Genomic DNA, 13,464 nt, shown 5'->3' with positions numbered 1-13,464 from the left:
CCGATGGGTCGGGGGGCTCCATAATGTCGGGATGGCGTGGGGCATCTGGCGATGACGGGGGACGCTCCGGCTCGTCAGATCAACGTCGGCCGTGAGGGCGCCTCCCTGGTTCCGGCGGAGGACGGGGAACTGCACGTCCATCGGCGGATCGGGACGCATCTCATCGACGAACTGTCGTTCCCGGCGGCGATGGCGGGCGACGACGAGCAGCCGAGCCGGCTTCTCAACGCCGGGAACCGGGTCGTCCGGTTCACCGGGCGGGAGGAGGAGATCGCCGACCTGACCGCCTGGCGGGACGGCGGCGGCGCGGTGGCGGTCCGGCTCGTGCACGGTGGGGCGGGGCAGGGCAAGACCCGGCTGGCACACCGGTTCGCCGAGCTCTCGCGGGCCGGCGGGTGGATGGCGCTCCGGGCTCGGCACAGCCGGGAGGCCTCCGTCCGGCCCATCGAGATGGGAACCCGGAAGTCGCTGGTGGCGGCCGGACCCATCCTGGTCCTCGTCGACTACGCCGAGCGTTGGCCGCTCTCCGACCTGCTCGCGCTGCTGCTCGACCGGCGGCTCCACGGTGGTCCCGCGCTCCGGGTCCTGATGCTGGCGCGGCCGGTCGGCAACTGGTGGCACGCGCTGACGCACGGGCTCTCCAAGGCGCTGGGAGTGCGCGCCGACAATGTGGAGATCGCGCCGCTGGGCGCCACGCAGGGGGATTCCGCGCGGGCGTTCGAGGTGGCTCGCGCCTGCTTCGCGGAGGCGCTCGGGACAAGCGACCCGGGTGGGCCGTCGCCCGAGGTCGAGGGGTCGGTGCTGACCATACACATGGCGGCGCTCGCGCAGGTGCTGGCCGCGCGGCGGGGTGACACGCCACCCACCGATCCGGCTCAACTTTCGGCCTACCTGCTGTCGCGGGAGCGGAGCCACTGGCAGTCGATGTACGGCAACGACCGGCGAATCTCCTCGCCGCCGGAGGTCATGGGGCGGGCCGTCTACATCGCCGCGCTGGCCCGGGCACTCGATCGTGACACCGCCGCGGCGATCCTCGCGTCCACCGGGGTGGTCGACGGCGCGGCGGCCGCCACGCGGGTGATCGCCGACCATGGGATGTGCTACCCGCCGCACGATCGGGCCACCGTGCTCGAGCCGTTGTATCCGGATCGGCTGGCCGAGGACTTCGTCGCGCTGCAGAGCCAGGGGCATGCGATCGACCGGTTCCGGCCGGACCCCTGGGCCACGGGCGCGCTCACCGCGCTGGCGTATCACAGCCCGCGGGTCGTCAGCACGATGTTTCCGCTGGTCATCGAGGCGGCGCGACGGTGGCCGCACCTCGCGACCGACCATCTCCTGCCGCTGTTGCGCAAGCGGCCGGAGCTCGCCATCCACGCCGGTTCATCGGCGCTGTCGGCGCTCGCCGCCACCCCGGCCGTGCCGCTGGACGTGCTCGCGGCGATCGACTCCGCGCTGCCGGACCACCCGCCGGCCGACCTGCGCGCCGGCGCGGCGGCGATCACCGAGCGCCTCGCGGCCGGGCTGCGCGGGCAGACCGACGACCCGACGCGGATGGCGGCGCTCTACCTGAAGCTCGGCTGGCGGCTGCTGGACTCCGGGCGGATCGCCGACGGCATCGACCTGCTCGGCACGGCCGTCGCCACCACACGCCGGCTGGCCGCTCGCGACGCGGCTGCGTACGCCGGTCAACTGGAGTTCGCGTTGCGGGGACTGGGCCGGGCCCACCTGCAGGCCGGGGACTGGGAATCCGCGGCGGCGGCCCTCGGCGAGGCGGTGGGTCTCTGGAGCGACGAGAGCGTACGCGTGTCGCCGCCGACCGGAGACGCCGCGCATGTCTCTCCGACCTCAGCCAGGCGCTGTGGAATCTCGGCCGGGACGGGGCCTCGCTGTCGACCCGGCACCGCGCGATCGGCCGGCTGCGGCGCCTGGCGCTGATCGACCCGCGACATCGGCTCACCCTGCTCCGGGCGCTGGTGCAGCAGGCGGAGCAGCTGCGTCGCGGCGACCGGCCCCGCGACTCCCTCGACGCGCTGAACGAGGTCGCCGAGCTCCTGCGATCGGTGGCGGGCAGCGCCGATGTGGGATTCGAGCCGGACATCGCCGCCACCCTGCTCGGTCGAGCCAAGACATTGCACGCGCTCGGCAACCTGGACGAGGCGGCGCGCGCGGCGGCCGGGGCGGTCGACGCCTTTCAGCGCATGGCCCAGCTGAACGTGTCCTACGACCAGGATCTGGCACGGGCACTCGGCGTGCAGGCGGAGATCCTTGCCCGGCTCCACCGATGGCCGGAAGCCCTGGAGTCACAGCACCGGACGATCTCGATCGACCGGAGGCTCGTCCGGATCAATCCGCATCGCTACGGGCTCGACCTCGTCCGGGCACTGATCGCCTTCGCACGGCTCTGCCGCGATGGCGGACGGCGCCATGCCGAGGCGGTGGGGGCCCTGCGCGAGGCGGTCGGCCTGCTCCAGAGCGGGCGATACGACGAAGCGGTGGTGCGCCGGCTCCTCCGAGCCGCGCACTCGATCGGCGCCGACCTGATCGACGTACCGCGAGCCCCGCGGCCGTCGCCGCCCGCCTCGGCCGGATCGGGCATGGATCACGCGGCCGAGGCCAAGGCTGTCCTCGCCCGGGATCACTACCTGGCGCGGATGCGGCTCGAGCGACTCCCGCCCGCGGACATCGCGCTCGTCCTGCTCGCCATGAGGCCCCGGCCGCGATGGCTCGACATGGTCTTCCGGGGCTTCGAGTCCCATATCGCGGAGGAGGTCCTGGAGCACCTCGTGCGGCAGGCGATCGCCGAGCCGGTCGTCCTCGACCTGGTGGCGAAGGAGCTCCTGCTGCGCCTCGACGACCGGCCGGAGAGTTTCACGAGGATCTTCCACAAAAGTACCGTGAGTCTGCTCAGCCACGCGGTTCCCGGCACGGCGGCCGCCATCCTCAACAGCCTCGAGTGGCGGTACGAGGCGCGTGACGTCCTGGCCGAGCTTGACCGCGAGCAGGCGGCCGCGATCACCCGCCTGCTCGCCTATGATCCGGCGGATCCGTCAACCTTCTAGCTCAGGGCTTGCGGGCGACCGCTCCGAACTCGTCGACCTCGCGGAGTTCCTCCTCCGTGGCGTCGGGTGCCGGGCGCCACGCGGCGCAGGGGACCAGGCCGGGCTCGACGAGCTCCAGGCCGTCGGTGAAGCGGGACAGCTGGTCGGGGCTGCGCAGGTTGTACGAGAGCGGGGCGTTCGCGTTCCAGACGCCGATGGCCTCCTCGAAGGCGGGGCCGTCGAGGACGTTGGTGCCGTCGGCGGTGACCAGGTAGCTGCCCGAGGGCAGAGCGGCCATGAGGTGGCGGACGATCGAGACGGCCTCGTCCAGGTCGGGGACGTGGCCGAGGATGTTCATGAGGATCAGGGCGGTGGGCCGGGAGAGGTCGAGCGTGGCGCGGCCGGCTACCTCGAGGATCGCGGCCGGGTCGTGCAGGTCGGCGTCCAGGTACTCGGTCACGCCCTCGGGGGTGCCGGCCAGCAGGGCGCGGGCGTGCGCCAGCACGAGCGGGTCGTTGTCGACGTAGACGATGCGGGAATCGGGGGCGGCGGCCTGGGCGACCTGGTGGGTGTTCTCGGCGGTGGGAATGCCGGTGCCGATGTCGAGGAACTGGCGGATGCCGACCTCGTCCGCGAGGTACGTGATCGACCGCTTGAGGAAGCCGCGCGAGGACCGCGCCACCACGGTGATGTCGGGGTAAAGTCCGGAGAACTGGTCACCGACCTGGCGGTCGACCTCGAAGTTGTCCTTGCCGCCCAGCCAGTAGTTCCAGACCCGCGCCGAGTGCGGGATCGTGGTGTCGAGCTTGGCTCCGGCCTCGCTGTCTGTCATGGTGACCCCCGGTGGACGCAAATCCGTGATCGGTGGAGAGTTCCGGACCGCACGTACGCCGGTATGCTAGCGCGCGAAGATCAAACCGTTCCACAGTGGACGGGTCCAGTAGGGCGGGCGAGGTGAGCCAGGGACAGGGCGGCGGTTCAACGGTGCGCCGCATGCAGCTCGGGGTTCGTCTGCGCGCGCTTCGACGACGCGCCGGGATGAGCCGCGAGGATGCCGCGTACCCGTTGCGGGCCTCCGAATCGAAGATCAGCCGGATGGAGCTGGGCCGGGTCGGGTTCAAGGAACGCGACATCGCCGACCTGCTGACGCTCTACGGCGTCGAGGATCCGGACGAGCGGGCGCACCTGCTGGACTTCGCGCGGGAGGCGAACGCCCCGAGCTGGTGGCATTCCTACGGCGACGTGCTGGACACCTGGCTGCAGACCTACCTCGACTTCGAGCAGGCCGCCGAGCTCATCCGGACGTACGAGATCCAGTTCGTCCCGGGCCTGCTGCAGACCGAGGCGTACGCCCGGGCCGTGATCAGCCTCGGCTACGACCCGGCGGCGCCCAGCGAGATCGAGCGGCGCGCCAAGCTGCGGATGGAGCGCCAGCAACTGCTGCTGCGGCCCGACCCGCCGAAGCTGTGGGTGGTGCTCGACGAGGCGGTCCTGCGCCGGCCGATCGGTGGCGTCGCCGTGCTCCGGGAGCAGATCGAGGCGCTCCTCGCGATGACCGATTCTCCGCACGTACGCCTGCAGGTGATGCCGTTCGCGTCCGGCGGGCACGCGGCGGTCGGCGGCGCGTTCAGCGTGCTGCGGTTCCCGTACCAGGAGCTCGCCGACATCGTGTACATCGACCACCTCACCGGCGGCCTCTACCTGGACAAACGCGAGGAGGTCGACCGGTACGCGGCGGCCATCTCGCGGCTGTTCATCGAGGCGGCTCCGCTGAGCGAGACCCCGGCCATCCTCGAGGGCATGCTCCGGCAGCTGGACTGAGCCCCTAAGCTGTCGCCCGTGGGCGTGGGAGCTGGGGGAATTCTGCGGCCCGGCGAGCGGCTGGGCGACCGTTACCGCCTGGAGAGCCGGCTCGGCGCGGGCGGCATGGGCGAGGTGTGGCGGGCCGTCGACGAGTTGCTGGGCCGGGTGGTGGCGGTCAAGGTGATGCTGCCGTCGGTCGCGGACGATCCGGAGTTCGGGCGGCGGTTCCTCATCGAGGCGACGTCGATGGCGCGGGTCAATCACCCGGCCGTCGCGTCGATCCACGACTTCGGGCGCGGGCGGGGCGTCACGTACCTGGTGATGGAGTTCGTCGACGGCGAGTCGCTGGCGCAGCGGCTGGCCCGGACGGGACGGCTCGACCCGGCCACCACCATGCGGATCGTCGCGCAGGCGGCCGACGGGCTGCAGGCCGTCCACGACCAGGGCATCGTGCATCGCGACGTGAAGCCGGCCAACCTGCTGATCCGCCGGGACGGCTCGGTCGTGATCACCGACTTCGGCATCGCGCGGCACGAGGACGCCAGCCATCTGACCGCCACCGGCGCCGTCCTCGGCACGCCCAGCTACCTCTCCCCCGAGCAGGTGCTCGGCCAACCGGCCACGCCGCGCAGCGACGTCTACTCGCTGGGCCTCACCGCCTACGAATGCCTGGCCGGGGAGCGTCCGTTCGTCGGCGACAACCCGTACGCCGTGGCCCTGCAGCGCCTGCAGTCGGCGCCGCGGACGATCGGCGTCACGCTGCCCGCGCCCGTGCTGCGGGTGGTCGAGCGGGCGCTGGCCACCGACCCCGCCGGCCGCTGGCCGTCCGCCGCCGCGCTGGCCGACGCCGCCCGGGCCACCGCGACGCCCGGAGCGCCCGCTTCACCGCGTACGCCCGAAATCGCGGAACCAGGACCCCGCCGGAAGGTGATCGCGGCAGCTTGGGCCGCCGCGATCCTGGTGGTTGTCGTGGCGGCCGCGTGGTTCATCACCCGGGCCGGAAGCGGGGACGACGGCCGCTTGCAGGCGCAACAGCCGGACGTCCGGACCGGCGGCGCGACCACGGCCACGGCCACGGTCAAGGGCTTCGCGGCCTGCGGGAACGCCCTCTGCCCGACCGAGCCGATGTGCTGGTCCGGACTCACCTCGATCAGCGGCAAAGCCCAACCGCCGGCCCCGGTGAACTGCTCGGAGGAGCACTACTGGGAGACCTTCGCCGCGGTGAGACTGCCGGCCGGAGCGGCCGACGGGCGCGCCGACGAGCTCATGGAGCGTCCCGACGTCGCCAAGGCCTGCTCGGCCGCGCTCATGGCCTCGCGCAGCAAGGATCCGGCGGCCACCCGCTCGTGGCGGCGCGACGCCTGGCCGATCCAGCGCACGGGCGACGGCGTCCCGCTCCTGCACTGCCTGGCCGGGTCCACGGACGGCGAGACCACCAAGACCATCTTCTAAGTACAGAGCCGTCTAATAGGCCCGTGAAGTGCGAATAAGCGACGAACATCCTGTGGTCAACACCCGGCGGTAACCTGTGGTTTGCCTGGAGTCCACCTGGGACCAGCAGGCTCCGCTGCGTCAGGGATGAATATGAGCGCACCACAGGAGAGTGGAATATGGCCGTCTCTCGTCGCCAGATTCTCACCGGCGGGGCCGCCGCGGGCGTGGGCATCTCGGTCGCCGGCGTGCTGCCCAGCCTCAGCGAATCGGCCCTCGCGACCGGGTCCGGCGGGCACAGCAGTGGCGGGCACCCGTTCCCGCCGCTGGAGGACGATCCGAACGGGATCCTCGCGCTGCCGGCCGGTTTCTCGTACTCGATCGTCACGCGCGAAGGCGAGACCGACCTTTCGTTCGGCCAGGGCAAGACCCCGGCCTTCCACGACGGCACCGGCGTGGTCGACTCCGGCCGCAACCGGCTGACGATCATTCAGAACCACGAGCTGACGCCGAACATGTCGGCGTTCGGCGTGCCGCACATCGCCGGTACGGTGTACGACCCGGGCGCGGCCAACGCGGGCGGCTGCACTGTGATCACCACCGACGGGCGCGGCAAGGCCTCCGCCGAGTGGGTCGGCATCTCCGGCACCGTGCGCAACTGCGCGGGCGGCGTCACCCCGTGGGGCACCTGGCTGACCTGCGAGGAGACCTTCATCAACGCGGGCGCCACCTGGACGGCCGGCGGCCAGACCGGCACCTATGAGAAGAACCACGGCTACGCCTTCGAGGTCCTCGACGCCGGCTCGAACCACCAGCTGCCCAAGCCGATCAAGGCATTCGGGCGGTACGAGCACGAGGCGCTCGCGGTCGAGCCGAACCTGCGGCACGTCTACCTGTCGGAGGACGCGAGCGGGCCGAACGGCCTGTTCTACCGGTGGACCGCGCCGCACGGCGTGCGGCTCGGGCGGGGCCTGGCGAACACCCTCGGGGACACCGCGGGCAAGCTCGAGGCGATGCAGATCCGCCTCGCCGACGGCAGCATCCTGCCGGACGTCGCCTACCTCACCTCCGCGCAGCTGGGCCGCCCGTTCAAGGTGACCTGGACCGAGGTTCCCGACCGGGACGCGGTCACCAAGCCGGTGCGCACCCAGTTCGCCGACGGCACCGTCACCCGGGGCAAGAAGTTCGAGGGCGTGTGGAGCAACGGCAAGGGCGTCTACATCGTCAACAGCTTCGCCTTCGGCGCCAGTGACCTGCCGGCCGACGCGACCAAGCACGACGGCATGGTCTGGTTCTACGACTTCTCGGACGAGACGATCACGCTGGTCACGTACTTCCCGCACAACCCGGCGGCGGAGACCGAGGGTGCGTACCCGAAGTACGCCGATCTCACCTTCGACGGGCCGGACAACGTGACCGTCACGCCGTGGGGGACGCTGATCCTCGCCGAGGACGGCGTCCGGGCCTCGCACGTGCTCAGCTCGGTGCCGGGCGGGCCGACCTACGCGATCGCCCGCAACCAGCTCAGCATCGGCACGTCCAACGGGTCGCCCACGTACTCCGAGTTCACCGGGCCGACGTTCTCCCCGGACGGCAAGATCCTGTTCGTGAACATCCAGGTACCGGGGATCACGCTGGCCATCAGCGGCCCCTGGGAGAAGTACCTGCGTTGAGACCGGCCGGCCCGGCCCGGGGCACGTTTCCCCGGGCCGGCCGCCGGCCCCGGGGCGCGAAGGCGTACTGGCAGGTAAATAGTTTTTGAAGACGCGGTGTGCCGGGTCTGCTTTGCTTGCTCACCATGGACACTGCTCTGACCGGCAACCCCGGCTCCCAGATCCTCAGCGTCGGCACGTACCGCCCGCGAACCGAGGTCGGGAACGAGACGATCGCGGCGCTGATCGACTCCACCGACGACTGGATCCGGCGCCGCAGCGGCATCGAGTCCCGCCGCCACGCCACCGAGGACGAGGACGTGGTCACGATGGCCGCGGCGGCGGCGTCCAAGGCCCTGGCCGGGGCGGGCGTGCACCCGCACGACGTCTCGGCGGTGCTGGTCGCGACGATGTCGCACCGCGGCCGGGCGACGACCGTGGCGCCGCTGGTGGCCGACGCGCTGGGCGCCACCTCGGCCGCCGCGATGGACCTCGGCGCGGCCTGCGCCGGTTTCCCGTACGCCCTGGCGACCGCCGACGCCCTGGTCCGCAGCGGCACGGCCGGCCACGTCGTGCTGGTCGGCGCCGAGCGGATGACCGACATCATCGACCCGCGCGACCGCGGCACCGCGTTCCTCTTCGGCGACGGCGCGGGCGCGGTGGTGGTCGGCCCGGCGGCGTCGCGCGGCATCGGCCCGGTGGTGTGGGGCGCCGAGGGCGCCAAGAGCGAGGTTCTGCGGTACGACGAGACGGGCATGCTGCGGATGGAGGGTCCCGAGGTCTTCCGCTGGGCCACCTCGATCATCCCCGATGTCGCCCGGCGAGCGCTGGAGGCCGCCGGCACCACGGTCGCCGAGCTGTCGGCGTTCATCCCCCACCAGGCCAACCTGCGCATCACGCTGGCCGCGGCCAAGGCGCTCGGCCTGGGCCCGCACGTCCGGATATCCACCGACATCGTCACCAACGGGAACACCGGCGCGGCCTCCATCCCGCTGGCCATGGCGGCGCTGCCGGACACGACCGGTCCCGCCCTGCTGGTCGGCTTCGGCGCCGGCCTGGCGTACGCGGCCCAGGTGGTCGAGCTTCCTTAGTTCCTTTTGTCCGGGCATTTCCGGCATAGGGTGGTACGGTGGCGGCGTCGCCTGACGCCGACCACGAAGGCCATGCCCGTGAACACGATCAAACGCCGGACTTTCCTCCTGGGTGGGCTCGGCGCCGTCGTCGTTCCACGCTCCGCGGGGTATCCGTTCACGCTCGGGGTCGCCTCGGGCGAGCCGGCGCCGGACAGCGTGGTTCTCTGGACCCGGCTCGCGCCGTCGCCGCTCGCGGCCGACGGGCACGGCGGAATGCCGCGGGCCGACGTGCCGGTCGAGTGGCAGGTCTCCGCCGGTCCGACGTTCGGGACGCTGGTGGCCTCGGGCACGGCGACCGCGCGGTACGACGACGCCCACACGGTGCACGTCGTGGCCGGTGGGCTCGCGGCGGATCGCGAGTACTACTACCGGTTCCGCGCGCGGGGGCAGCTCTCCCCCGCCGGGCGCACCCGGACCGCGCCCTCGCCCGGCGCCGCCGCCCGTGAGCTGGTGATGCTGTTCGCCTCGTGCGCGAACTTCGAGGCCGGCTACTTCACCGCGTACCGGCGGATGGCCGAGGAGCGGCCGGGCCTGATCCTTCACCTCGGCGACTACATCTACGAGGGACAGGCCAAACCGGGGCACGTGCGCACGCATCTCGGGCCGGAGATTCTCACGCTGGCCGACTACCGGCGGCGCTACGGGCAGTACAAGACCGACCCGGACCTGCAGGCCGCGCACGCCAGCGCGCCCTGGCTGGTGGTGCCGGACGACCACGACGTCGAGGACGACTACGCCGGGACGCACCGGCTCGACAACATCCCACCGCTGACCGCGGCCCAATGGGTGGGCCGGCGAACCGCGGCGTACCGGGCCTACTACGAGCACCTGCCGCTGCGGCCCGGCACGCGGCTGTTCCGCCGGGTGCCGTGGGGGCGGCTCGCGACCTTCCACATGCTCGACACGCGGCAGTACCGCGACCCGCAGGCGTGCGGCGGGCATCGGCAGGTCTGTCCCGACGCGGCGCTGCCGGGACGGAGCATGACCGGTCCCGCGCAGGAGGCCTGGCTGCTCGACGGGCTCGCCGAGCACCGCGCCACCTGGGATCTGATCGGCCAGCAGGTGTTCTTCGCGGCCCAGCCCGACGCTTCGGGCACGCGGAACATGGACGCCTGGGACGGCTATCGGGCGTCACGGGACCGGTTGCAGCGGGGATGGGTCGAGCGCGGCGCCCGCAACCCGGTGGTGCTGACCGGCGACATCCACACCGCCTGGGCCAACGACCTCAAGGCCGATTACGCCGACCCCTCCTCGGCCACGATCGGCACCGAGCTGATCTGTACGTCGATCACGTCGCGCGGGGACGGCTCGGCGACCACCACGATCCCGACCGGCGGCCTCAACCCGCACCTGAAGTTCTATTCGGACCGGCGCGGCTACACCCGGGCCACGATCACGCCGGCGAAGCTCACCGCCGACTTCCGGGGCGTGGACGCGGTCAGCGTGCGGGATGCGGCGGTCCGGACGGTCGGGTCGTTCGCCATCGAGGACGGCCGGCCCGGCGTCCGGCGGAACTAGGGCCCGGCGAGACGTTTGATGTTCAGCAGCTGACGCCGGGCCATGACCAAGTCGCCGAGCGACAGGCCCGGCGCGGCCCATCGATGCGTCCGCATGACGACCTTGAGGAGCAGCCGGGTGGTGCCGTCCGGGGCCGGGACCAGGACGTACGACATGAACGCGCCCATGATCGTGCCGGTCAGCTGCTCCCCGGCGTCGACGGCGACGATCCGTCCCTGCGGACGGCCGCCGACGCGGGTGAAGGCCTCCCCCACGCGCGGCTCGGGGAGGTCCATCAGCCGCTGCGGCGACCGACGGCCGCGGTTGTCGATCCAGTCGTACGAGTACGGCGCCAGCCGCACCTGCGCGACCCAGGGCCACACCGCGGCCGGTGGCGCCGCGACCGACACGCCGCGCCACGCTCGCACGGTCGGCGCGGCGACGAAGTCGTCACACGGGTACGGGCGGGACACCTCCTCGTCGGTCACGCCCCACCGATCGGCCAGCATGTCTCCGGCGCCCCTCAGTCCTTGATCGAGTCGCGGCCACGCTGCACGAGCAGGGGATCGGCCGGGTGGACGACCGATGGGTCCTTGTCGTCGTAGTCGAACTGGTCGAGGAAGAAGCGCATCGCGTTGACGCGCGCGCGTTTCTTGTCGTTGCTCTTGATCGAGGTCCACGGCGCGTAGTCGGTGTCGGTGCGCTCGATCATGGTCTCCTTGGCGGTGGTGTAGTCGTCCCAGCGGTCGAGGGACTCGATGTCCATGGGGGACAGTTTCCATCGGCGTACCGGGTCGATCTGGCGGATCGCGAACCGGGTGCGTTGTTCGGACTGCGTGACGGAGAACCACAACTTGGTGAGCGTGAAGCCGCTTTCGACCAGCATCTCCTCGAACAGCGGCGCCTGCCGGAGGAAGATCCGGTAGTCGTGGTCGGTGGTGAAGCCCATCACCCGTTCCACTCCGGCCCGGTTGTACCAGGACCGGTCGAACAGCACGATCTCCCCGGCGGTGGGCAGGCGGGCGACGTACCGGTGGAAGTACCACTGGCCGAGCTCGGTCTCGGTGGGCTTGGTGAGGGCGACGACCCGCGCGGCACGCGGGTTGAGGTGTTCCATGAACCGTTTGATGGTGCCGCCCTTGCCGGCGGCGTCGCGGCCCTCGAACAGGATCACGTGCTTGGTGCCGGCATCCAGTGCCCAGTTCTGGAACTTCAGCAGCTCGACCTGCAGCCGATACTTCTCCGTCTCGTAGGTTTCGCGGTCGAGCCGCTCCTCGTACGGATAGTCCTCGCGCCAGGTCTCGACCGGGTTGCCGCCGGGATCGATCAGGTCGGGGTCGGAGTGGTGCTCGTCGGGCCGCACGCTGTAGCCCTCGAGCAACAGCCGCTCCAGGTACTCCCGGAAATTTCCGTGAATCACCCCTCGAGTATCGATCTCCCCGGAGCGCCTGTCACGGCCGTGCGGGAACCGGCCACGATGGTCCGGCCGTTGACTCGGTGCAGGATGCAATCTATGTTTTGCCTCGGCTCCGATACGGCCGTGAGGACTCCGGCGGTGGTTGACGACTCCTTCGCCGCCGCCACCGCCGGGTCCGATTCCTAGGCGTTCACCGACTCCTGCGCCTCGACCGGCGCGCGCCGCGGCATGAGCAGCAGGGCCGCGAAGCCGAGCACGCAGCAGCCGATGATGTACCAGCTGATACCGGTGCTGGAGTTGGTCTCCTGCAAGATCTTCGTGGCGATCAGCGGGGCCGGCCCGCCCGCGATCACCGAGGACAGTTGGTATCCCAGTCCGGCCCCGGAGTAGCGCAGGTTCGTGCCGAAGCCCTCCGCGATCAGCGCCGCCTGCGGGCCGTACTGCATGTCGTGGAAGATCAGCGACACCACGATGGCGAGCAGGACGAGCACCGATTCCTTCGTGTTGAGCAGCCCGAAGTAAGGAAAGGCGAACAACGCCGTCAACACGATGCCGGTGCCATAAACACGCCTACGACCGAACTTGTCCGACAAATGACCGAACAATGGTACGGAGATCAGTCCAATCGTGGCCGCGATGAGTATGAAGTCCAGCACCGAGTCCCGGGTCAGCGAGAGGTGTTTCGTGGCGTACGTCAGCACGAAGCTCGTGAACAGGTAGAACGGCGCCTGCTCGCCCATCCGGACGAAGGCGGAGGTGAGGATCTGCCGCCACTCCTTGCGGATCACCTCGACCAGCGGCTGCTTGACGACGGCGTCGGTCTTGCGCACGGCCTCGAACTCGGGGCTCTCCAGCACCCGCAGCCGCACGTACAGCCCCACCGCGATCAGGACGATGCTGAGCAGGAACGGGATCCGCCAGCCCCAGGTGTCGAACGAGTCCCCGGTCCAGTCCGTCATCAGCCGCACGATGCCGGTCGACGCGACCAGGCCGAGCGGCACGCCCAGTTGCGGCCACGAGGCCATCAGCCCGCGCCGCCTCTTCGAGCCCCACTCCATGGAGAGCAGCACCGATCCGCCCCACTCGCCGCCGACCCCGATGCCCTGGAGGACGCGGAGCAGAGTGAGCAGAATCGGCGCCGCGTACCCGATCGACGAGTACGTCGGCAGCACGCCGATCAGCGCCGTCGCGATCCCCATCAGCAGCAGCGTCGCGATCAGCGTCGCCTTGCGCCCGATCCGGTCGCCGTAGTGGCCGAAGATCGCAGCGCCGACCGGCCGGGCCGCGAAACCCACGAACTGCGTGCCGAACGAGAGCAGGATGCCGGTGAAGGCCGCCTGTTTGGGGAAGAACAGCGCCGGAAAGATCAACGACGCGGCGGTGTTGTACAGGAAGAAGTCGTACCACTCGATGGTGGTTCCGACCGTGCTGGCGATGGCGGCCCGGCGGCGCTGTGTTCCACCGGACGCGAGCTCAGTGCCCATAGTGGCCTC

Annotated in this window: 11 protein-coding genes; 7 read left to right on the top strand and 4 right to left on the bottom strand. The window is 71.1% G+C overall.

All coding sequences use genetic code 11. The annotated features are described in order from the left end of the window. Positions 1–51: 51 nt before the first annotated feature. Positions 52–1,935 carry an ATP-binding protein gene (locus tag A3CQ_RS0137640; protein ID WP_157296813.1) on the top strand — a complete coding sequence of 628 codons (1,884 nt, stop codon included), beginning with the start codon at positions 52–54 and terminating at the stop codon, positions 1,933–1,935. A gap of 38 nt (positions 1,936–1,973) precedes the next feature. Continuing rightward, on the top strand, positions 1,974–3,059 hold the full coding sequence (locus A3CQ_RS0137635) for a magnesium transporter (RefSeq protein WP_020516131.1): 1,086 nt from the start codon (positions 1,974–1,976) through the stop codon (positions 3,057–3,059). Between the two features lies 1 nt (position 3,060). On the opposite strand, the gene A3CQ_RS0137630 is transcribed toward A3CQ_RS0137635, so the two are convergent. Further along, complete coding sequence (locus A3CQ_RS0137630) at positions 3,061–3,870, bottom strand: SAM-dependent methyltransferase (RefSeq protein ID WP_020516130.1); 810 nt, start codon at positions 3,868–3,870, stop codon at positions 3,061–3,063. Positions 3,871–3,992: 122 nt separating this feature from the next. On the opposite strand from A3CQ_RS0137630, the gene A3CQ_RS0137625 reads away from it, so the two are divergent. The 5 genes from A3CQ_RS0137625 to A3CQ_RS0137605 all read left to right on the top strand — a co-directional run bounded on the left by A3CQ_RS0137625 (position 3,993) and on the right by A3CQ_RS0137605 (position 10,575). Then, a complete protein-coding gene (locus A3CQ_RS0137625) occupies positions 3,993–4,859 on the top strand; it encodes a Sco1979 family transcriptional regulator (RefSeq protein ID WP_040433773.1) in 867 nt (288 codons plus the stop codon). Between the two features lie 18 nt (positions 4,860–4,877). Next, the gene (locus tag A3CQ_RS58105; RefSeq protein ID WP_157296811.1) at positions 4,878–6,293 is read left to right on the top strand and encodes a serine/threonine-protein kinase; all 1,416 of its coding nucleotides are present in this window, start codon (positions 4,878–4,880) and stop codon (positions 6,291–6,293) included. A 158-nt stretch (positions 6,294–6,451) separates the two neighbouring features. Next, positions 6,452–7,945 carry an alkaline phosphatase PhoX gene (locus tag A3CQ_RS0137615; protein ID WP_020516128.1) on the top strand — a complete coding sequence of 498 codons (1,494 nt, stop codon included), beginning with the start codon at positions 6,452–6,454 and terminating at the stop codon, positions 7,943–7,945. A 125-nt stretch (positions 7,946–8,070) separates the two neighbouring features. After that, a complete protein-coding gene (locus A3CQ_RS0137610) occupies positions 8,071–9,015 on the top strand; it encodes a beta-ketoacyl-ACP synthase 3 (protein ID WP_020516127.1) in 945 nt (314 codons plus the stop codon). Positions 9,016–9,087: 72 nt separating this feature from the next. After that, a complete protein-coding gene (locus tag A3CQ_RS0137605) occupies positions 9,088–10,575 on the top strand; it encodes an alkaline phosphatase D family protein (RefSeq protein WP_020516126.1) in 1,488 nt (495 codons plus the stop codon). Here the strand turns inward: A3CQ_RS0137605 and A3CQ_RS0137600 are convergent. The 3 genes from A3CQ_RS0137600 to A3CQ_RS0137585 all read right to left on the bottom strand — a co-directional run bounded on the left by A3CQ_RS0137600 (position 10,572) and on the right by A3CQ_RS0137585 (position 13,455). Next, positions 10,572–11,063 (bottom strand): hypothetical protein, encoded by a 492-nt coding sequence (locus tag A3CQ_RS0137600; protein WP_020516125.1) that lies wholly within the window; start codon positions 11,061–11,063, stop codon positions 10,572–10,574. The two genes, A3CQ_RS0137605 and A3CQ_RS0137600, sit on opposite strands and share 4 nt — an antisense overlap. Before the next feature lie 14 nt (positions 11,064–11,077). Continuing rightward, complete coding sequence (ppk2, locus tag A3CQ_RS0137595; RefSeq protein ID WP_020516124.1) at positions 11,078–11,974, bottom strand: polyphosphate kinase 2; 897 nt, start codon at positions 11,972–11,974, stop codon at positions 11,078–11,080. A 179-nt stretch (positions 11,975–12,153) separates the two neighbouring features. Continuing rightward, positions 12,154–13,455 carry an MFS transporter gene (locus A3CQ_RS0137585; RefSeq protein ID WP_020516122.1) on the bottom strand — a complete coding sequence of 434 codons (1,302 nt, stop codon included), beginning with the start codon at positions 13,453–13,455 and terminating at the stop codon, positions 12,154–12,156. Positions 13,456–13,464: the final 9 nt, after the last annotated feature.

It is taken from the genome of Paractinoplanes globisporus DSM 43857 (assembly GCF_000379645.1).
Classification (GTDB): Bacteria; Actinomycetota; Actinomycetes; order Mycobacteriales; family Micromonosporaceae; genus Actinoplanes; species Actinoplanes globisporus.
This window is presented reverse-complemented; position numbering and strand designations above follow the sequence as displayed.

Bases quoted from the DNA above. Each gene is read 5' to 3' on its own strand.
- A3CQ_RS0137640 (WP_157296813.1), top strand. From the start codon at position 52: ATGACGGGGGACGCTCCGGCTCGTCAGATCAACGTCGGCCGTGAGGGC.
- A3CQ_RS0137630 (WP_020516130.1), bottom strand. From the start codon at position 3,870: ATGACAGACAGCGAGGCCGGAGCCAAGCTCGACACCACGATCCCGCAC.
- A3CQ_RS0137615 (WP_020516128.1), top strand. From the start codon at position 6,452: ATGGCCGTCTCTCGTCGCCAGATTCTCACCGGCGGGGCCGCCGCGGGC.
- A3CQ_RS0137610 (WP_020516127.1), top strand. From the start codon at position 8,071: ATGGACACTGCTCTGACCGGCAACCCCGGCTCCCAGATCCTCAGCGTC.
- A3CQ_RS0137605 (WP_020516126.1), top strand. From the start codon at position 9,088: ATGCCCGTGAACACGATCAAACGCCGGACTTTCCTCCTGGGTGGGCTC.
- A3CQ_RS0137600 (WP_020516125.1), bottom strand. From the start codon at position 11,063: ATGCTGGCCGATCGGTGGGGCGTGACCGACGAGGAGGTGTCCCGCCCG.
- A3CQ_RS0137585 (WP_020516122.1), bottom strand. From the start codon at position 13,455: ATGGGCACTGAGCTCGCGTCCGGTGGAACACAGCGCCGCCGGGCCGCC.